This window comes from Paenibacillus gorillae (genome assembly GCF_000513275.1).
GTDB classification, from domain to species: domain Bacteria; phylum Bacillota; class Bacilli; order Paenibacillales; family Paenibacillaceae; genus Pristimantibacillus; species Pristimantibacillus gorillae.
In genome coordinates, this window is the sequence record NZ_CBVJ010000012.1 from 64758 (window position 1) to 85505 (window position 20748).

14 protein-coding genes are annotated in these 20748 nt (G+C 51.0%); all 14 read left to right on the forward strand.

What is annotated here, in order from left to right; genetic code table 11:
- Positions 1 to 264 precede the first annotated feature (264 nt).
- The 14 genes from TY10_RS00975 to TY10_RS01040 all read left to right on the forward strand — a co-directional run bounded on the left by TY10_RS00975 (position 265) and on the right by TY10_RS01040 (position 20740).
- Complete coding sequence (locus TY10_RS00975) at positions 265 to 1872, forward strand: response regulator (RefSeq protein ID WP_042159645.1); 1608 nt, start codon at positions 265 to 267, stop codon at positions 1870 to 1872.
- On the forward strand, positions 1862 to 3748 hold the full coding sequence (locus TY10_RS00980) for a cache domain-containing sensor histidine kinase (RefSeq protein ID WP_081735057.1): 1887 nt from the start codon (positions 1862 to 1864) through the stop codon (positions 3746 to 3748). Before TY10_RS00975 ends, TY10_RS00980 begins: the two co-directional genes overlap by 11 nt.
- Positions 3749 to 3934: 186 nt before the next feature.
- Positions 3935 to 4858, forward strand: a complete 924-nt coding sequence (locus TY10_RS00985) for an ABC transporter permease (protein WP_042159649.1) — start codon at positions 3935 to 3937, stop codon at positions 4856 to 4858.
- 13 nt (positions 4859 to 4871) lie between these two features.
- On the forward strand, positions 4872 to 5765 hold the full coding sequence (locus tag TY10_RS00990) for a carbohydrate ABC transporter permease (RefSeq protein ID WP_042159651.1): 894 nt from the start codon (positions 4872 to 4874) through the stop codon (positions 5763 to 5765).
- Between the two features lie 80 nt (positions 5766 to 5845).
- On the forward strand, positions 5846 to 7579 hold the full coding sequence (locus TY10_RS00995) for an extracellular solute-binding protein (RefSeq protein WP_042159653.1): 1734 nt from the start codon (positions 5846 to 5848) through the stop codon (positions 7577 to 7579).
- A 415-nt stretch (positions 7580 to 7994) separates the two neighbouring features.
- Complete coding sequence (locus tag TY10_RS30910) at positions 7995 to 10139, forward strand: YyaL domain-containing protein (protein ID WP_063510414.1); 2145 nt, start codon at positions 7995 to 7997, stop codon at positions 10137 to 10139.
- 467 nt (positions 10140 to 10606) lie between these two features.
- Positions 10607 to 11347 carry an FCD domain-containing protein gene (locus TY10_RS01005; RefSeq protein WP_238327393.1) on the forward strand — a complete coding sequence of 247 codons (741 nt, stop codon included), beginning with the start codon at positions 10607 to 10609 and terminating at the stop codon, positions 11345 to 11347.
- 30 nt (positions 11348 to 11377) lie between these two features.
- Complete coding sequence (locus TY10_RS01010; protein ID WP_042159657.1) at positions 11378 to 13420, forward strand: hydantoinase/oxoprolinase family protein; 2043 nt, start codon at positions 11378 to 11380, stop codon at positions 13418 to 13420.
- A complete protein-coding gene (locus TY10_RS01015; protein WP_042159659.1) occupies positions 13420 to 15402 on the forward strand; it encodes a hydantoinase B/oxoprolinase family protein in 1983 nt (660 codons plus the stop codon). The genes TY10_RS01010 and TY10_RS01015 overlap by 1 nt, the downstream gene beginning before the upstream one ends.
- A 73-nt stretch (positions 15403 to 15475) precedes the next feature.
- On the forward strand, positions 15476 to 16606 hold the full coding sequence (locus TY10_RS01020; RefSeq protein WP_042159661.1) for an ABC transporter substrate-binding protein: 1131 nt from the start codon (positions 15476 to 15478) through the stop codon (positions 16604 to 16606).
- 39 nt (positions 16607 to 16645) lie between these two features.
- On the forward strand, positions 16646 to 17773 hold the full coding sequence (locus tag TY10_RS01025; RefSeq protein WP_042159663.1) for an ABC transporter ATP-binding protein: 1128 nt from the start codon (positions 16646 to 16648) through the stop codon (positions 17771 to 17773).
- Complete coding sequence (locus TY10_RS01030) at positions 17770 to 18684, forward strand: ABC transporter permease (protein WP_042159665.1); 915 nt, start codon at positions 17770 to 17772, stop codon at positions 18682 to 18684. Before TY10_RS01025 ends, TY10_RS01030 begins: the two co-directional genes overlap by 4 nt.
- A 2-nt stretch (positions 18685 to 18686) precedes the next feature.
- Positions 18687 to 19520, forward strand: a complete 834-nt coding sequence (locus TY10_RS01035) for an ABC transporter permease (RefSeq protein ID WP_042159667.1) — start codon at positions 18687 to 18689, stop codon at positions 19518 to 19520.
- 5 nt (positions 19521 to 19525) lie between these two features.
- Positions 19526 to 20740, forward strand: coding sequence for a M24 family metallopeptidase (locus TY10_RS01040; protein WP_042159669.1), 1215 nt, complete (start codon positions 19526 to 19528; stop codon positions 20738 to 20740).
- The last annotated feature ends 8 nt before the right edge of the window (positions 20741 to 20748 follow it).

A 20748-nucleotide genomic window follows, 5' to 3' on the forward strand; every position in this document is an offset into this window, starting at 1 on the left:
CTTGATGTGGTTAAATAAAAAACGAGAATACTACGCCTATAGGCGGTTGAACGAAGCGCTGCTCACCGAATTTCCTCAGGGCTTCACCTGTGTGGAAATATGCATAAATTCATAGAATAGTTCATGTGTTTTCGAATGCTGCTTCTCTATACTTGTGTTAATAACGGAAATAACGTAGAAAATGAATAATACGTCAATCTAATGATCTCTGCACGGGCGAAGAGGGACTATATATAGGAAGACAGCATCGGGAGGTTGGCTGATTTGTACAAGGTACTAATTGCAGAAGACGAAATGTGGGTCAGGCTCGGGCTGAAAAATTCGATTAACTGGGAAAATCTAGGGATGTCCGTAGCTGCGGACGTAGCTAATGGAGCAGAGGCTTGGGAGCACTATCAGAAGGACAAACCCGATATCGTCATTACGGATATCCGTATGCCGGAGATGGACGGTATGGAATTGATCGACCGCATTCGTGAGCATGACGGAGCGACGAAAATTATTATTTTAACCTGTCTGGAGGAGTTCGGACTCATTCAAACCGCGATGCGCAACGGTGTAAGCGACTTCATCTTGAAGCTGACGATGGAATCCAATGAGATGGTCAACATTTTAGCGAAAGTAAAACAGGAGCTTGATGTGGAGAGGGCAGATTCCTCCAAGCATCTTTTGCGTGATATCGACGTGCTGAAGGAAAGCTTCGTGAAGGATTATTTGTTCCGGAATCGTTATTCCCAAGAGGAATTTCTAAGCTATGTCGCGGAGTACAAGCTGATGCTTGATCCGCATAATATCCGAATCTGCCTTATGGACATTCATCACTATCATCGGCTGAAAACACGGTTCGGGGATGAGCGGGGCCAGCTGCTTCGCATGTCCATGCTGAACGTGCTTCAAGAGATATTGAGAGATTATGGTTGCGGGGAAGTATGCCATGACGCGGACAACCGCTATTTGTTTCTGCTCAGCTTTGGCAATTCGCTTAGCGAGAATGAGCAGTTCCAGCAACTGCATCAGCTGCTGGACCATATCCGCAGAGTGATGCGTTCCTATTTCAACATTGCAGTCACTTTTGCCGTTAGCAGCACAGCGCATGACCTGTCACCCCTGCGGGCGATGTACCGCGAATGTCTGCATGCGATGAGCTACAAGCTTTATGTGAATACCGATCATTTTATTAGTGGCGATGTTAATTTACAGTTGAGGGCGGAGGAGAAGATTCAATCCTCATTGGCTGGACTTACAGAAGTACTTAGCGTTCATGGTGATCAGCTAGTCAAGGAATTCGGTCATTGGACGGAACGGCTGAAAGAGCGTGCGCTCCCGCAATCACGGGAAGCAACGGTTCGTGACTTCAACTATTTGTTTCACCGGCTTTCGCTGCATGTGCCGCATCAATCGCAGGAAAGTGCAGAACTTGTAACCCAATGCACGCTGCGGCTGGAGTCTTGCGAGACTTGGGACGAGATGGTGCAGTTAGCCGAGAACTTCATTCAAGGGCTGATGCAGACCCGGCAAATTCCGATGAGCCGTAAGGTGGCGGAAGCCGTAGCCCATATTAACAGAAACTTTCAGGGAGAGCTGACTCTCCAGGATGTCGCTGATGTCGTCGGGATGAGCCCCAATTATTTATCCTCCCTACTGAAGAAGGAACTGGATGTCAATTTCAGCGAGTATCTCATTCATATCCGGGTTGAAAAAGCGAAGAGGCTGCTGCTGGAGAGCGATCTGCGTTCCTATGAGGTAGCGGAACATGTAGGCTTCATGGATCACAGCCATTTTAGCCGTACATTCAAGAAGTCTACGGGCATGGGGCCGCGTGAATTCCGTAAGCGCTGGGGCCGGGCCGAGGAGAACAGTGATGATGAATAACAAGCGATATGGGATGTTCGCTGCTATCGGAAGGTTTCTAGGCTATGCGCTTCATGAAAGGGCGCGCTGGGGGACGCTGCGCTTCCAGTTGTTTATTACTTATGCAGGTGTCAGCCTGCTCGTCTTGTCTTTGGGCGCTTTTTTCTTCTATGCGAGCACGACGAAGATCGTCAAAGAACGAGCGGAGCAGTTAACGCTGCAAAACTTCAAACAGGCAGAGAGCAGCCTGCTTGCGATTCGCAGTGAAATGGACAAAACAAGCAAGGTGCTGCTGGCGAATGAATCGGTCAGAGGCTATATGGACAGGCCGCTGTCGCAAGCCGAGGAAGTGGAGGCCACGGCAGCACTCACCCAACTATTCAATGATGTGCTGTTCCGGTATGACAACATCCATTCGATCTATGTGTATTCGGAATCGGGAAAAATCCTGGGCGTGACCCGTAAAAAGCTTTATACCAGCTCGGATTCCGGGTTAGCCAGCTGGCCGTATGCATCGGGGTTGTATGAGCATGTGCTCGATACGTTTCCTGGTATGGATTGGCAGAGCAACGTCAAGGTGCGGGATCAAGAAGCGGTTTTCCGGTACCCGGAGACGGAGGAATGGAATGATTCACTTATTTTAGCATCCCGGGCTATTGTTAGCTCCTACCAGGAACGCCCCTTATCGATTCTTACACTTAGTATGAAGGAGAGCAGTCTGTCTCCTTTTTTTGCTGAATTGGCTGGTATTACGAAGGGCTGGATTTATTTGCTGGACGGCAACGGCAACATTATCCGGGGCAACGGGCAGGACGGGAGGGAGCGGGATACGCCGGTCTTTACGCTGGAGCATGCGAACGGGAACAAGTATGGCAGCTATACGACAAGGAATGAGCATGAGAAGCTGCGGGTCGTGTATTACCGGGTCGGTACGACGGACTGGACGCTCGTGAAGGAGATTCCTTACCGCGAGTTTTCCAAGGACAGCAACACGCTGAAAAAAATCGTAATTGTCATGCTGCTTGCAAGCCTTCTTGTCGCTTGGGTGCTTGCTTATTACTGGATCATGAGGCTAACCGTTCCTTTGTCCAAGCTGACCAAAGCGATGAAGCAGATGGAAGTCGGCAACGTCGGCTTCGAGGTAGCTGGTATGGCGCATAATGAGATCGGCCGGCTCGGCATGCAGTTTAACAAAATGTCACGAAGCATTCAGGAGCTCATTGAAACGAATAAGCATACGGAAGAAATGAAGCGGGAGGCCGAGGTGCGTACGCTGGCGTCTCAGATCAATCCTCACTTTCTATATAACACGCTTAATATGGTGAAATGGATGGCGGCTGTGCAGCATGCGCCTAACATTGAGGAAACGGTTACGGCGCTTGGCAATATGCTCCGTCCGATTTACCGGGAGACCTCCGTCTTTACAACGTTGGGGGATGAGCTTGGCTATATTAAGCACTATATGACGATCATGAATCACCGGTACGGGGAGGGGACGCTCATTCATGTGGACATTCCAGAAGAACTCATGCAGGCGCAAGTCCCTCGGTTCATTTTGCAGCCGCTGCTTGAAAACTGTTTCGTTCACGGGATGTCACAGAAATATGCGGGGACGATCAAGCTGTCGGGCCGCGCGGAGGGCGGCTTGCTCGTACTGGAAGTGAAGGACGAAGGCAAAGGAATGTCACAGGAGAAGCTGGTTGAGCTGCGGTATCGGCTGGCGAAAGAAAAGATCGGCGGCGAGCCGGGAACAGCCAGAACGCATGGCATGGGCCTGCTGTACGTCAATCAAAGAATTCAACTGCATGCAGGCGAGTCCTTCGGGCTGGATGTTGATAGCGAGGAAGGGAAGGGCATGACGATTCGTATGCGCCTCCCGTTGGAATATAAACTGTAGAAAAATACATCATACTGTGAAAAAAATCATTTTTATCGGCTGAGCCTGCGAAAAAATCATGCATGGTGCAGGAATAAGTCATCTTTTCATCGTTCCGTCAATTCCTTCGCTTTCCCCTGTTGGCTAATATGAAGATACAACAAGGGAAAGTGAAGCATAGAAGAACGGAAGGTGGAGAGCAAGCCTATGATTCAGGCCGAGCGCAGACAAGTACGCTTTAGGCTGTCCAATCGCATGAAATTGTTTTGGATGGCAGTTCCATTTGTAATCATCGTATTTATTTTCAACTATATCCCTCTATTCGGATGGATATATGCATTTTTTGATTACAAGCCGGGAGTACCGCTTTGGAAAACGCCATTCGCTGGATTGGACTATTTCAAGCTGATGTATGACGAGCGCAAAGATTTATTCAATGTGCTTCGCAATACGATGATTATGAGCGTGCTGGGCTTGTTATGTACGCCGCTGTTTGCCGCATTTGCAATTTTTCTGAATGAGATGAGATCGAAGTCGTTCAAGAAGATTGTACAGATTACAACGACACTGCCGAACTTTATTAGCTGGGTGCTCGTGTATGCTGTATTCTTCATGTTCTTCTCCAGCGACGGCTTTATTAACAAGGTGCTGTTTCATTTCGGCTGGATTGATTCGCCGACGAACGTGCTGGGCAACAACGATATCGTGTGGTACGTGCAGACGGGGATTGTGATGTGGAAAGGGCTTGGCTGGGGCGCCATTATTTATTTGGCTGCAATAGCCGGCATCGATCAAGAGCAATACGACGCCGCGAAAGTGGACGGGGCCGGACGCTTCCGCACGATCTGGAATATTACGGTGCCAGGCATTTTACCGACATTTTTTGTTCTGCTCCTGCTTGATGTCAGCAATATGCTGTCTAACGGCTTCGACCAATATTTTGTCTTTTACAACCCGCTGGTAGCTACTCATATTGAAGTGTTGGATTACTATACGTACCGGGTCGGCATGCTGAATAGCGACTTTTCCTATTCGACGGCTCTTGGCATCAGTAAGACTGTGATCAGTATTACGCTTCTATTTACAGTCAATAATCTGGCCAAACGAATACGCGGAGAATCCATCATATGAGGAGGGACATCGAATGAAGCGGTTCCAGATCGGCGAGTTTTCATTTCATTCTATCAACTACATCGTGTACACCCTATTCATGCTGCTGTGCATTTACCCGTTCTATTACATTCTAATCAATTCCATCAGCAGCCCGGATGCGATTATCGACGGTGTCTACTTTTTCCCGAAAGGCTTCACACTGGATACGTATATCCAGCTGTTCCAGTCGGACAATATTATTAATGCCTTTATAGTATCCGCGTCGCGCGCTGTTATTGGCACAGTCGTGACGGTTATTGCTTGCGCTTTCTTCTCTTATCTCATTACGAAGCGCGAAATGTTCGCAAGAAAATTTGTCTACCGGTTTGTCATCATTACGATGTATCTGAATGCAGGGCTTATTCCTTGGTACATTACGATGCGGGGATTAGGGCTGAAGGACAACTACCTGCTGTACATTTTACCAACGATCATATCGGCTTATTTCATTATTCTGATCAAGACTTATATGGAGTCGCTGCCCATCGTTCTTGAAGAATCGGCGATGATGGACGGTGCAGGCTATCTGCGGCTGTTCAGCCATATCATTCTTCCGGTGTGCATGCCAATATTGGCGACGGTCGCCGTCTTCCATGCCGTCAATCAGTGGAATTCTTGGACGGATAATTACTTTCTCGTGAGCAACCCCAAGCTGCAGACGCTGCAGCTCATCCTGCTCAATTATTTGCGGCAGGCGGAATCGATGGCTTCCGATGCGAATCGGCAGTTGATTACTTCAGCAGCAGGGATAACCGGATTCCGGGTTTCCTCCGCATCCGTTAGACTGGCGATTACGATGATCGTAACACTGCCTATTATGATGGTCTACCCGTTCATGCAGCGTTATTTTGTCAAAGGTATCATGATGGGTGCTGTAAAAGGTTAAGAGCTTATGGATGTATACCTGGCTTGCTTCGGCAAGCTTTGTATAGCGTAGCAAATCGAACATTATAGGGAGGGTTCAACATGCAAACCAAATGGCGGAAATCTTTGCTTGCACTTAGTTTGACCGTAGCGATAGCCGTAACAGCGGCAGGCTGCTCAAGCGGCAAGCAGAATGGACAAGAAACAGGTGCCACAGAGGGTGCGAAGGAAGGGCAGTCTAAAGAAATTACGCTGACCATTTATGGCAACGGCTTTGGAGGCTCTGTTACACCAGGCGTTCAAACGGACCGAGTGGCGCAGGAAATTAAGAAAAAGCTGAACATTAACATCAGCACGGAAGCCAAAGTGAATGACGACAAGCTTAACACGATGATGGCGAGCGGCGATTTGCCGGATATTATTTATGCAGAGCGCCGGCATATGAAGCAGCTCATTGACGGCAATCTGGTCATTCCTCTTGACGATCTGATCGCCGAGCACGGCAAGAGCGTTTTGGAGGAATCACCACAGCGGATTGAATTCAGCAAAAAGTATTTAAGCAATGATACGCATAATTTATTCTTTATTCCGCTGCTGGCTGGCGATGCGCCTAAGGAATATACGTATGCATCCCCGGGTTACATGGTTCGTTGGGATTACTACAAAGAACTGGGCTATCCGCAATACAATAATTGGGAAGATTTGCTGCAGATCCTGAAGCAAATGCAGGATAAGCATCCGACGAATGAAAAGGGCGAGAAAGTATATGCGATGGCTCCGTTGTTCGAATGGGGCTACAGCATTCAGACGGAATTCTATGACCGCTATAACGGCAAGCTGCTGCTTGATAAGTTTATGGATGTTGATCCTGAGACGCTGGAAGCAAAAAGCGCAATTCTGGAGCCTAATGGCAGCGTATGGGAAACAGCCCGGATGTATCAGAAAGCAAATGCACTGGGACTGTTCGATCCAGACAGCTTCACGATGAAGTATGACAATATGCTGGAAAAAATTAAGAGCAACCGCCTGTTGTTCAGCTGGTGGAATTGGGCAGGCACGAACGAAGCGAATGACGCATTCGAGAAAGCCGGCGAATTGAAGGGCTGGGCGCCGCTTCCTCCTGCGAAGGGACAAACGCAATATGTTGGCGAGTACGGCTCAATCGGCCGTCTGGACTCTACGTTCGCTATCTCCAAAAACAGCAAAAACCCGGAACGTGCGATGGAATTGATCAACTTCCTGGTATCTCATGAAGGCTCCCGATTGATTATGAACGGCATAGAGGGCGTTGACTGGGAAGTGAAGGACAATGTTCCTATGGATACTGCGCAACGAATTGAACAGTCGAAGGCCGATCCGGACTTTGGTGCGAAAAGCGGTATTACGAAATATTACAACTGGAGCGGTTTCTCGGCCGGCGCCATTGATCCGAAATATAATGTGCCGACCAACTTCGGCAATATTATTACCCAGCAGCGTCTGGACAAAATGAATCCAATCGAAAAGGATTACAGTAAGCATTACAACATCAGCTACCCGGGTGAGCTAATTGAGAAGCTCGTGGAGCAAGGTGAGATTAAGAAAAACGGAACGGACTATACGCAATTTGCGGCGCTGCCGATTGTAACTCCGGATAATATTAAAAGAATTGACGGAAAAATCGACGAGTACATCAAGCGTATGGTTCCGAAGCTGATTTTGGCTAAGGATGATGCTGAATTCAATCAAATCCAGACTGGCATGATGAAAGAGCTGACGGGTATGGATTTGCAGAAATCGGTAGATTATTGGACCGACGCTTACAAGAAGAACAAAGAAGTTGTTAGAGGAAACTAGATAGGTTGAAGGGCCGGCAGCCTAGGCTGCCGGCCGGCGTGTTATCACCTTCGGAGTCTCACTGCTGCAGAAGGAATGAAGGCAGCTACAGGCTGCTGCAGCGAATCAAAATGTAAATCTGCATGTTGAAAGCCGGATTTTCGATGAATTAGCGCATCCAAATGCAAATGTGCATTTGGATTGGCCTGAAAAGCCTCAAAAGGGCGAAAATGTGGGGTTTCAAATGTACTTTTACATTTTGAGCGCTGATTTGGACCATTTGGGGCTCATCAGCCTGCACATTTGCATTTTGTTGCTCGCTTAGCACGGGAGCGCTGGCACTTAAAGCATTGGAGCATAGGAAGATGAAGTGTATGTAAGGGTTACTTTCTGACCGGCACCTTGTTGCCGGTCATTCTTATTAGGAGGAGAGCATATGGGAGAGTGCAACACGGGAATGTGGGGGATACCAGGGCTGTCGGAGCCGACAGTGAATGGCAGGCATGAAGCAGGGCAATTCAATTGGGAGCAGAGGGAGGTTAGTGCTGGAGTATTTGAATTTACGCTGCAGCTCAATGATGACCGGTCAGTTGGGAAGGACGGCAACCGAGCAGCTGAGCTGGAGTTTGCCATCGACGGCTGGTCGGTGAAAAATCAGGTGATGCTGCCGGGATCGGTATACGGAGGCAACCGGTTTCAGTCCCGGCGTATGCCGTATCCGCCGATATTCAAAGCGGAGGAAGATCTGCGCAAAGATGTGCCGGTGACCGTTACAGATATTGCTCGTTTGAACATCGGGCAAGGGGAGTCCCGATTGGAGCGGGACTCCCGGGATTTATCTACGCCTGCAATTGGCATCTACATGCCGGACAATAAAGTTGGCTTCTGGCTGCTGCTAGAGTCTAATCTTTCTGGCGGTCCGATTGGTATTGTAATCACGGAGAACGAAGACCGTTCTAAGGCGGCTCTATCGTTAAGAATTCCGACTGGCGGCGCCAGCTCGAACGGGGAAACAACGGTGCAGCTCCATGCCCATGTGTTTCCATGTACGAACGTGACAGAATGGATAGGGCGGTTTGCGCCAATCCGCAAGTCATTGGCAAGACAGCAGCAATTGCCGTCCGTTATCCCCTTTTTTGCAGCGTGGGATATCCTAGAAACGAAGTATAACGAAATGAACTGGGCAGAACAGGAGAACTATTATTCTGTCGGGCTGCGGGAGAACCATTTTCAGGATTGGCAATGCGGCTGGGTAGGCGGCGGTATCACGACGTATACACTGCTGGCTGCTGGCAGTAATAAAAGCCAGGAGCGAGCTCGTCAAACAATCGATTTTATGTTCCGTACGCAAGCGGAATCAGGGCTTCTGCACGGTATTTATTCGCAAGGGCAGTATCAGGGCGACGGCTTTGACCGGGAGGATGCTTCAAGGTGGCATCTCGTCCGTAAAAGCGGGGACGTCTTATATTTTACCCTCAAACAAATCGCGCTCATCGAGCAGCAGGGTGAATCGGTACCGGATGCGTGGAAAACCGGAGTGAAGCGGCTGGCAGACGCCTTCGTTCGTTTATGGGAGCAGGACGGCCAATTCGGACAGTTTATCGACGTCCATACCGGTGACATTATCGTGGGCGGGTCTACTTCTGGTGCGATTGTACCTGCTGGGCTTATGCTGGCAGCTGAATATTTCAACAACGAGGGATACGCAGCAGCAGCTCGCGAATCCGCGCGCTTATATGTGGATAGAGATTTGAGAGCAGGCTATACGACGGGCGGACCGGGCGAAATTTTACAATGTCCGGACAGCGAATCGGCATTTGCGCTGCTGGAATCGTTGATCGTGCTTTATGAAATGACGGGTGAACAGGAGTGGCTTGCATCAGCTCAGGAAGCGGCGAACCTGTGCATCACCTGGTGCGTATCCTATGATTTTCAATGGCCTTCCCATGCGGAGTTTGGCCGTCTGGGAATGAAAACGGCGGGAACGGTGCTGGCAAATGCCCAGAATCAGCATAGCGCCCCGGGCATTTGCACACTGTCCGGTGACTCTTTGCTGAAGCTGTTCCGTGCTACTGGCGACATGCTGTGGCTGGAGCTGCTTCGCGATATTGCCCGTACGATCCCGCAATATATGTCTCGCGACGACCGGCCGATCATGAGCTGGGATGAGCCTAGCAGCCGCCTGCCTGCCGGGTTTGTCAACGAAAGAGTTAATCTAAGCGCATGGGAAGGCGAAGACAAAGTCGGCGGCGTATTCAATGGCTCCTGCTGGAGCGAGACGGCGCTTATGCTGACTATTGTTGAGGTGCCGGGGTTATACGTTCAGCCAGATACCGGGATTTTCACAGCGATTGATCATATTGGCGCGGAACGGATTGCTGAGGCGAACGAAGGCGAACTTCGCTTGCGGCTGTGGAATGAGACGTCTTTTCCGGCCATCGTACATGTCCTCTCTGAGACGTCGCAGGAAGCCCGCAAGCCTTTAGGTCAGCAGCAGGCGTGCTCGCTGCCGGTTATTGAGCTTGCTGCCGGTGCATCGATAATCGTTCAATTTGGTTCAGAAGGATTTCAAGTGATATAAAGAATGTTGAACTTATATTTAAACAAGAGAAGCTTCCCCCTTCTCCACTTCAGTGGAGGGCGGGGAAGCTTTCTATTTATAGAGCCAAGAACGACAGGGTGATAAAAAAATGATTGGAAAAAAAAGGAGAATTACAAGATTTGTCGAATTAAACAAAACTCGACAAAGAGGAGGCGGGCATCAAAATAGAGCAGGAGATCTCTTAATGGAGGGGAATAATGACGATTATAGTACTGTGGGCAACAATGGAAGGCTGCTGCACTATTGTTTCAAACGATTCCCATCATATGAAATATCGGTTGTTTTAAGTGAAAGAGGCATGGTTTCAACAAAAATCGAGATAGCTTGGCATTATTCGCACTAATTTGGTGTGAATAGTTGATTATTTGTCGAAAGAGCGTTATAATCCCATTAATCATCAGTGAGTAACAACACGAGCTTACTGAATGCCCGAAAGGATGAACAGAGTGACATTGGAATTGCAAAACTTACAGCTGGAGTACGAGCTGCTTAAGGAATTGTTAAATGCCGAAAGCCCTTTGGGAGCCAGTACGTTGGTTCATACGCTAGGGAAAAAATATGATCTGAGTCAAGCAACGATCGGCCGGAAGCTGATGGAGTTGGACGTGGAAGGCTTTACCGTTCTGGAAGGCCGCAAGGGCCGGATTCTAACAGAGGAAGGAAACAAGCGCATTGCGTTTCTGGAAAGGGAGCTGCAGCAGAAAAATGTGAATGTCCGGCTGCTTCAGCTGTTGAACAATTCCGGAGAATCCGCTTTGCTTGATGTGCTTGTCGCCAGGCGGGCGCTGGAGCGGGAAATTGCTTCTCTGGCTGCGCAGCGGGCAACGAAGGAAGATATTCTTTTGCTGGAGGAATCGATAGCTGCTCAGTTAAAGCTGTTGTCCAAAAATATGATCCCTTATGAGGAAGATCGTGAGTTTCATACTTTATTGGCGCTCACAGCACGCAATCAGGTTCTTTTCCATGCTGTTCAATTAGTCTGGCAGACGAGCAGAGACTTTATGGAAACCGCCTATATCCGCCGTTCGGTAGGCAGTGAGCTGGTTGTTGATCACCAGCGGATACTCGATGCGATAGCGGCGGGCTCCCCGGAGCAAGCGGAAGCAGCAATGGTTACGCATATCAATCAGATGATCGAGGATGTTAAACGTTATTTCGCGATCAAAAATAGAGAGCAACGTATTTAGCAGGTTGCGCAGGGTGAAGGAGTGAAGGGGATGGATGCCATCTACCGGTTGGGCATAGATATTGGCGGTACGTTTACGGACGCGATCGTCACGAATGGCGAAGGTCAGGTTGTCGCAACACTTAAGACGCCTTCGGTTGCCGATGCGCCTGAGCAGGCCATCTTTCATGCGCTGGAGCAATTGCAAGACCGAGGAATTGATACGGGTAAAATTGATCTGTTTGTTCATGGCACCACGCTTGGAGTAAACACATTAATTGAAAGAAACGGCGCAGTTACCGGTCTGCTGGTGACGGAAGGCTTCCGCGATGTGCTCGAAATCCGCCGGCTTCGGCTTGAAAATACGACGAATCTATACGGAGACAAGACGCTTCCGTTAGTTCCGAGGCATCTGGTGAAGGAAGTTGAGGAGCGGCTGCTTGCGGACGGCAACGTGCTGAGGCCGCTTGTCCCGGAACAATTGTTAAAGGCGGTTGACGAGCTTGTTCAAGAGGGCGTCACAGCGCTGGCAATCAGCTTTCTGCATTCCTATGCGAATGATGAGCACGAGCGGCAGGCGCAGCAGCTCATTCGCGAGCGTTATCCGCAATTATTCGTCTGTACAAGCAGCGCGATTTGGCCGCAGCAGCGGGAGTTCGAGCGAACATTGGCTACTGTAATGAATGCTTATGTAGGCGAAAGAATGGGCTCGTACTTTAACCGGCTGCAGGCTGGAATCGGACAATATGGCGTTGAAGCTGCACTGCTGTCGACAATGTCCAACGGAGGCATCATGACGGCAGCAAGAGCGGCGGCGGAACCTGTCCGGACGCTTCTGTCCGGACCAGCTTCCGGCGTCATCGGCGCTACTCATATTGCGGAGCAGGCAGGTATATTCCAAGTGGTGACATTCGATATGGGCGGAACGAGCGTAGATGTTGCCTTAATTGATAAAGAACCGGCTTATTCTACTGAAAATCAAGTTGGCGACTTTCCCGTTATTATTCCGGCGGTAGATGTGACTGCAATTGGCGCCGGCGGAGGCTCCATCGCCTGGGTCGATTCGGTAGGCGTTCTGAAGGTAGGCCCGCGCAGCGCGGGCGCCAAGCCGGGGCCTGCTTGCTACAATCGGGGCGGTGATCAGGCTACGACGACGGATGCGTATCTGCATCTTGGCATTTTGCAGGCAGATCGTTTTCTCGGCGGTCAGATGCGGTTATATCCCGAATTAGCGGAACAGGCGCTTAAGCGGCTGGGCCATCAGCTTGGGCTAAACGCGACGGAGACGGCGCAAGCGATATTGGATGTAGCAACAGCTAACATGTACGCACAGTTCTCGCCGCTGATGGCGCGCAAAGGCGTCGATCCCCGCGATTTTACGCTGCTCGCTTATGGCGGAGCGGGGCCGATGCATGCTTTTCTAATGGCTCGGGAGGTTGGCATTCGCCGGGTTCTCATTCCGCCTTCACCTGGAACCCTTTGCGCAATGGGCTGTACAGTTGCCAATCTGCGCAATGATTTTGTCTATACGCATCACAAGAACAGCAGCAGTCTGAATGACGATGAGCTTGCGGGTCAATTTGCCGGGCTGGAGCAGCAAGGACGCCGCTGGATCGAGGAAGAAATTCGCGGCGGCGTGAAGCCGGAGCGCATATATGTCATTTATAGCGCGGATATGCGCTACGAAGGACAAGCCTTCGATATGGAAGTCACGCTGACAACTGAGGATATTAACAATCCTGAAGGAGCTGTCGTGAAGTTTCATGCGCTTTATGAGACGGTATTTGGCATCAGCCAGCCGGAGGCGGAGGTTATGTTCGTCAATTTGCGGGCTACGATCGTTGGTGTGCTTCCGAACAAGAGCAAGGCAAGCATGCAGTCGCCAGCCTTTAGCGGGAAGCCGATTGAGACTCGGAGGATTACGTTTGACGGGCGTCATTATGAGGCTAGCGTACTGAGCCGCGAGCAGCTTCCTGACGGGGAGCGGATACCCGGTCCTGCAATCCTCGAAGAGTATGATACGACAGTATTCGTCCCGCCTGGCTACTCGATTTATAGAGATGTGAACGGCAATATAATCGGGGAGGCGGAATGATGATTACAGATAAAGTCTTCCTTGAGATTTTCAATAACCGGATTCAGGCTGCGGTCGAGGAGATGGCTAACGTTGTTCTTCGTACCGGGTTTACCGCTTTTGTCAAAGAAACCGGCGATTTCGGCACCTATTTGCTATCGCCGGAGGGAGAAACATTTGGTTCGCCGCTCGATACCGGCTATAACTTGTCGCTGGGTATTCCAGCAGCTGCGGCGATTCAAGCGATCGATAACTGGCAGGAAGGCGATATCGTCATTTGCAATGATCCTTATACGACCGGGGGCATGGTCACCCATCTTCCGGATATTCATTTGATCAAGCCTTATTTCCATGCGGGGCAAATAATCGCCTTCGGCATGTGTTTTGTCCATTCCTCCGATGTCGGAGGCAAAGTTCCCGGGAGCGTGTCACCGACCGCTTACGATATTCATATGGAAGGGATACGAATCGCACCGGTTAAGCTGTATGAGGCCGGACGGCCAAACGAGCAAGTGCTGCGGCTGCTTCTGGACAACAGCCGTATTCCCGAGCAAAATCTTGGCGATCTAAAGGCGCTTATGGCGGCGCTCAATCGGGGCGAAGTCCGGCTTAAAGAGCTGATTGCCAGATACGGCGCTTCCCAAGTGGAACAGGGGATCGAGAGCCTGCTGGAGTACGCCGAGCTGAAAGGGCGGGCGATCGTCGAAGATATCCCCGATGGCTCCTATGATTTCTGGGACTACCTGGAGAAGGGGCCAGGGGGCTATCCGATTCGGCTGCGCTGCCGTATGACGATAACCGGCTCCGATATCCATCTGGACTTTAATGGAACGGACCCGCAGGTAAGAGCTTCATTCAACATACCGACGCATAACCAGCAGGGCCACTACATGCTAGTACCGGCGCTAATCCGATATTTCCGTACGATCGATCCTACCATTCCATGGAATTCCGGTATGATCCGGATGGTGCGGAATGATGCGCCATCAGCTTCGGTGCTCAACCCGGAGCCGATGGCGGCAGTGGGCGCGCGTGCAGCGACTTTTATCCGTGTTATGGACGTCATTACAGGTGCGCTTAGCAAAGCGCAGAGCAGCAAGCTGCCCGCTGCCGGAGCAGGCCAGGCTTGCATCGTTATGATGGCGATGACCGATGCCTCGGATGGAAAGAAAAAGGTAGGCGTCATCCAGCCGATTTGCGGGGGCTCTGGCGCAAGGCCGATGAAGGATGGCATTGACGGCATGGACTTCGCTGTTGGACATTTGCGCAACATCCCGGCAGAAACCGTTGAAGCGGAAATGCCGATCTTGATCGAACGCTACGGCTTGCGGGCTGACTCTGCCGGTGCTGGCAAATACAGGGGCGGCAGCGGCATCGATCTTCGTGTCCGAATTCTTAGTCCGGATACGGTAATGACGGCGAGAAATATGGAACGAATGCAGTTCCAGCCCTGGGGCCGTCTTGGCGGCGGCGTTGGCGAGCATGGAGAAGCTATCTTAAACGCCGGATTGTCTGATGAATGCGCTTTGGGACGAATTGACGAGCTGCTGCTGCAGCCGGGAGAAACGGTAACTTTTCTATCTCAAGGCGGCGGAGGCTATGGCGATCCATTCGACAGAGATCCCGTTCTCGTAATGAAAGATGTGCAGAGCGGTTTGTTGTCGGCGGGCAAAGCACGAGAAAGCTACGGCGTAGAGGTGAAAGGGAAACAGCTCGATGAAGCGTCTACTGCCAAATTACGCGCCAACCATGTAAGAAGCGGGGAAGCATTCAGCTTCGGACCAGCAAGAGAACAGTTTGAAGCGTTGTGGAGTGATGAATTGCAGCTTGCAGTTAACGCCGCATTGCGCAGCTATCCGGTTTCGCTTCGTGATTTCCTGAAGAGAAAAACGATGGCGGAGATCGAGCGTATCAGTCAATCCGGTACATTAGATGATCCCTTAACATCCCTTGAAGTGGCGAGTTTGATGGAAAAGCTCCGCCGGGGAATCGAGCTTCGTTAATTGCAGGTTAGGCTGTAGTAAGCACAAATAATTAACTATAAAAAATACGAGCAACTATGAGGAGAGATCGAATATGTTCACTGGAACACGTAAACGTTCATATGTATGGCTTACACTTACGCTTGCCCTGATGCTAGTCCTGTCAGCTTGCGGCGGCAGCAGTACTAATAGCCCGGCTGTTAATAATCCAGACAGTGCAGGAAGCGGCAAAAAGGTCAAATTGACGATGTTCATATGGGCAGGATCGAATCAGGATACTGTTCCGAAAGAAGTGGTAGCCGAATATGTGAAGAAACATCCAAACGTAGAGGTTACTTTCGAAGAGTCCTCCAACTCCGTTATGTATCCGAAAATGGTAGCAGGTAAGCAAGCCGATCCGAACAACCCGATTGTGAACTTCGGCTACTTTAACGCTGATGCATCAGCTAAAGGCTTGAACGACGATATGTGGGAGCCGCTGGACACTAGCATCGTTACGAACATGAAAGATATCCCGGAGCAATTCCACACTTCCGACAACAAAGGCATCGTCTGGGGCGTATCGAGCTTCGCATTGGTTTATAACAAAAATCTGGTGAAGACACCGCCAACCAGCTGGAATGACCTGTGGGATAACAAAGAGTTCAAAGGAAAATCGGCGCTTTGGGATTATATGTTCTATTCCTACTTGTCCCCGCTGATTGCCGTAAAAGGCGAAGAACTGGGTGCATCCTACGAAAATCCCGAGCCAGCATTCAAGTTCTGGGCAGAGCACAGCGACCAGATCGGTACACTCGTTACATCGAATGATCAATTAAAAGGCTTGCTTGATTCCGGCGATGCCCTCATTGCGCCATTCAGCGCGCAAGTTGCACAAACCTGGATCGATGGCGGTTCTCCGCTTGCAGTTGCTTATCCGAAGGAAGGCGCAATTTCCTTCCCGTATTCGTTGCAGGTTGTTAAAGGCTCGACGCCTGAGCAGCAAAAGGTTGCCAACGAGATTATCAATGAGCTGCTTAGCGCTGAAGCGCTGTCCCGCTATGCGGAAGTGACAGGAACACCTGTTACGAGTACGGCTGCGGCTGTTCCGGATAAATATAAAAACGATCCTTCCTTCTCTGTCGAGGAGCAAAGTAAAGGAATTAATCCGAACTGGGATGCACTTGCCAAAAACAGCTCCGCGTGGAAAGAGCAATGGGATCGTCTCGTAAAAACAAAGCTGTAAGTCGGCTTGGCAGCACAGATTAGATAGGAGGGGAGCACGATGAGCGACGGGCAGGGGGCAATAGCGATAGAAACGCGTCATGCTGTTAAGCGTTATGCGGGAAATACTGCCGTTGATCAGGTGTCGTTGCAAGTGAAGCGGGGAGAGTTCGTGTCGCTGCTGGGTCCAAGCGGCTGCGGCAAAACGACGCTGCTCCGGCTGCTCGGCGGTCTCGAGCAGCCCGATGAGGGAACGGTGCTGCTGTCGGGCAAGGATGTCTCAGGTATTCCGGCTTATGGACGGAATTCGAATATGATCTTTCAGCAGCTTGCGCTGTTTCCTCATATGGATGTCTACAACAACATCGCCTATGGATTGAAGGTTAGAAAAGTTGCAAAAGAAGAGATCAAACGGCGCGTCCATGAGATGCTGGAGCTGGTACAGCTTGGGGATTACAGCCGGCGTTCTGTCTCGCAGCTGTCCGGGGGCCAAGCGCAGCGCGTTGCGATTGCACGCGCTTTGATCAACAAGCCCGAGGTGCTGCTGCTGGACGAGCCGCTGTCGGCGCTGGATATGCAGCTTCGCCTCGATATGCAGCGCGAGCTGAAACGGATTCAGCGCGACTTCGGCGGCACCTTTATTTTCGTCACGCATGATCAGAGCGAGGCCATGAATATGTCCGACCGGATTGGCGTGATGAGAGGCGGGAAGCTGCTTCAATACGCTGCGCCGGACGAAATCTACGAACGGCCTGCCGACAGCTTTGTTGCTAAATTTATCGGCGACACCAACCTGCTTCAGGTTAAAGTACTGGGAACCGAGCAAGATCTCGTAAGCGTGGATTGCTTCGGAAGCATGTTTCAAATCCGGCAGTCGAAGGGGCTTGCGCCGTTTCAAGCTGGCAGCTTGCGCCCGCTGTCTATCCGGTACGAGTACGTCAGACTGGGTGAAGCAGCGAGCCGCTCAGCAAACCGCTTTGAAGGAAGGGTAATCGAGAGTGTCTACGGCGGTGCCAGCATCCGGTATACGATCGATATCGGCGGAAGATTCCAGCTGCAGGCGAGTGCCCTTTATCAACGGGGCGATATCCGCTATAACGTTGGTGATATGCTGCACATTGGCTTCAACCCCGAGGATGGCCTGCTTCTGAACGATGATTCGTCTGGGAAAGGGGAGGCAGCACTATGATGCGGACAACAAGCCGAATTGTCGGATTGTTCACCTACGGGAACGGGAACCGACCCTGGGCCGCGCAACTGCTGCTGCTTCTACCCGCCATCGCATTAATGGGTGTTGTTTATCTTGGCGGCCTGCTTATTTTCGGACGATACAGCTTTGATCTGTACAACAACGGGAGTCTTGTACGTGATTGGAACGGACAGGCTTACCGCGCTTTTCTGACGGACCCTTACTATTGGACGCTTATCGGGACAACCTTCCGCGTTGCAGCCAAAGTAACGTTCTGGAGCCTGCTGCTTGCTTATCCACTCGCATACTGCATGGCCGGCCTGCGCCGGCCGGGGCTGAAGCAAACACTGCTGCTGTTGACGTTCCTTCCGCTCTTGGTCAGCGCTGTCGTAAGATCCTACGGCTGGCAGCTGCTGCTTTCGCGCCAAGGCTTTATGAATTGGCTGTTTATCCATCTTGGTGTGACCGATAGCGGTTTCGACATGATGTATAACGAGACGGGCGTCGTCATTGCCCTTGTGCATATCTTTCTGCCCTTCATGGTATTTCCGCTATTGAATGTACTGTCTCAAAGCGACAATCAATTAAAGGCAGCTGCCCATGACTTAGGGGCTGGCAAATGGCGCACTTTCTTCACTATTACCTTCCCCTTGTCAGCAAGAGGAATTGCCAGCGGCGTGCAAATCGTATTTACGCTTTGTCTGACGGCCTTTACGACACCGCAGCTGATAGGCGGCGGGCGGGTTATGACGCTTCCCGTATTTATTTATCAGCGGACGCTGGACACCAATTGGCCGATGGCGGCCGTAGCCAGCCTTTTCTTATTCGTCTCCTCGATCGCGGTATCGCTCATTGTCAATAAGGGTGCGGATTGGCTCATGTTCCGGCGCACCCGGCAGGGGAGGATATAACGATGCCTAAGAAAACAGCAGATTTCAAATGGCTCCTCTATGTTTGCGCCGGGGCAGTCGGGCTGTACTTGCTTTTGCCGCTGCTGATGATTATTTTGACCTCGATAAGCATGGGGACCGCCACGAAGTTTCCGCCGGAGGGGCTAACGCTGGAGTGGTATGGCAAGCTGGCGGATCAGAAGCAATTTCTGCAAGCTTTCCTGAACAGCATCGCCGCTTCGGCAGGCGCCGTGGCATTGGCATTAGTCGCCGGTACGCTGGCTGCTTTGGCGATTATACAGTATCCGTTCCGGGGAAGCGGCGTGCTTCGCGCCTTCTTCATGTCGCCGATGGTTATGCCGAAAATTACGCTCGGCGTCGCTTATTTGATTTTATTTTCCAAAATGCACATTGCTGGAGGACTATTTGCGCTAATTTTAGGCGAGGCCGTCATCGTATTTCCTTTCGTCTTGTCCATCGTAGGCAGCGCAATGGCTAATCTGAATGCAGCGCATCGGGAAGCTGCGGCAGATCTGGGGGCGGGTCCGCTTCGCATTTTTTTCACAATCACGCTACCCCAGCTGCGACTTTCTTTATTATTAGCCGGGTCAATCGCCTTCGTGTTTACATTTGATCAGGTGGAGACTGCACTGCTTATATTGCGTCAGGGCAGCTACACTTTGCCAATCCAGCTCTTTCTGTATATGGAGAAATGGCAGGATCCTACCGTTGCCGTCGTTTCTGTCGTTCTTATCGCATTTGCCCTTACTTTGTTCTGGGCCATTAAGCTGGTTATCCGTTCGGCGCCAGGTATAGAAAATTTGCTTGGCGGCGGACAGGACGAGAGGAGGTCGTGAACGCCATGAAAGATGTAGCCTCATTAGGAGAATCAGGGGTAAACCGGTCTCGTGCCCAGCAGCTGATGGCGGCGGGCGGTCTGGAAGCTATAGTGGCGACTACTCCTGAAAATGTCCATTATGTGCTGGGCTCTTCGCTGCGCGCGACCAACTGGACGATGCAGATTTATGCCGTGCTGCCGAAGGACCCAAGCCTGCGCCCCTGCCTTATTATTCCGACCAACCGGCTTGGCGTCATCGCTCAGATGAGCATTACGAGTGCCGATCTATATGTATATAGCGACTTTTTCGTAGAAGGGTCTGTGGAGGGCAAGCCGTCCACACCGGATATCGATTTATTCTATTCCCTGCTTCAAACGGTGAATACTTATTCCGGACCTATTGAAGCTTTAGAGGCTGCGATAGCAGGCTTAGGGCTTAAAGGGCAGCCCATCGGTGTCGATGAGATGAGAATGACCCCGGATCTGCTGAGCCGATTCGCCGAAGGACTCCCAGGCGGGCAAGCGCAGCCGGCCTATAAGCTGTTTCGCCAAATTCGCCAAATCAAGACACCATTTGAAATAGAGCGATTGAGACGTTCAGCTGCACTTAATGAGCGTATCGAGCAGCAGCTGATCGATCTAATCGCTGCAGGTGTTCATGAAAGAGAGCTGGCCGAGCATTACCGGCTTTCTGTCATGAAAGGCGGCGGCACACCTGCCATGACGGCGGTAGGCGCGGGGCCTCGCAGTGCACTGCCGTTGATCGAGAACTATTTCCGCATCATTGAGCCGGGAGACCAAATCCGTTTCGACCTGTGCATGCAGCTGGATGGTTATTGGGGCGATACAGGCCGGACTGCGGTGTTCGGAGAGCCGACGCCTTGGATGACTCGCCACTTTGAGGCTGTGCTGAGCGGATGGAGAGAAGCGCTTGATCTTATTCGACCCGGCGTCAAAGCGTCGGATGTGTTTCAAGCGGCTGTCGCCAGAGTGCAGAAGGAAGGCATCCCTCATTACCGGCGCCAGCATGTCGGGCATGCGATCGGCTTGGAGCTGTATGACGATATCACTTTGGCGCCTGGCGATCATCGAACATTAGAGCCGGGGATGGTGCTTTGTGTGGAAGTGCCTTATTACGAACTGGGCGCCGGCGGTTTTCAGATTGAGGATACCGTTGTCATGACGGCTGACGGCTTTGAATTTCTGACGCATATGGAGCGGAAGCTATTCGTTAAATAAATGGGCAG

What these genes read in the sequence shown, in the direction of transcription:
- TY10_RS00980 (WP_081735057.1), top strand. Translation starts at nt 1,862, where the DNA reads ATGATGAATAACAAGCGATATGGGATGTTCGCTGCTATCGGAAGGTTT.
- TY10_RS00985 (WP_042159649.1), top strand. Translation starts at nt 3,935, where the DNA reads ATGATTCAGGCCGAGCGCAGACAAGTACGCTTTAGGCTGTCCAATCGC.
- TY10_RS00990 (WP_042159651.1), top strand. Translation starts at nt 4,872, where the DNA reads ATGAAGCGGTTCCAGATCGGCGAGTTTTCATTTCATTCTATCAACTAC.
- TY10_RS00995 (WP_042159653.1), top strand. Translation starts at nt 5,846, where the DNA reads ATGCAAACCAAATGGCGGAAATCTTTGCTTGCACTTAGTTTGACCGTA.
- TY10_RS30910 (WP_063510414.1), top strand. Translation starts at nt 7,995, where the DNA reads ATGGGAGAGTGCAACACGGGAATGTGGGGGATACCAGGGCTGTCGGAG.
- TY10_RS01010 (WP_042159657.1), top strand. Translation starts at nt 11,378, where the DNA reads ATGGATGCCATCTACCGGTTGGGCATAGATATTGGCGGTACGTTTACG.
- TY10_RS01015 (WP_042159659.1), top strand. Translation starts at nt 13,420, where the DNA reads ATGATTACAGATAAAGTCTTCCTTGAGATTTTCAATAACCGGATTCAG.
- TY10_RS01020 (WP_042159661.1), top strand. Translation starts at nt 15,476, where the DNA reads ATGTTCACTGGAACACGTAAACGTTCATATGTATGGCTTACACTTACG.
- TY10_RS01025 (WP_042159663.1), top strand. Translation starts at nt 16,646, where the DNA reads ATGAGCGACGGGCAGGGGGCAATAGCGATAGAAACGCGTCATGCTGTT.
- TY10_RS01030 (WP_042159665.1), top strand. Translation starts at nt 17,770, where the DNA reads ATGATGCGGACAACAAGCCGAATTGTCGGATTGTTCACCTACGGGAAC.
- TY10_RS01035 (WP_042159667.1), top strand. Translation starts at nt 18,687, where the DNA reads ATGCCTAAGAAAACAGCAGATTTCAAATGGCTCCTCTATGTTTGCGCC.
- TY10_RS01040 (WP_042159669.1), top strand. Translation starts at nt 19,526, where the DNA reads ATGAAAGATGTAGCCTCATTAGGAGAATCAGGGGTAAACCGGTCTCGT.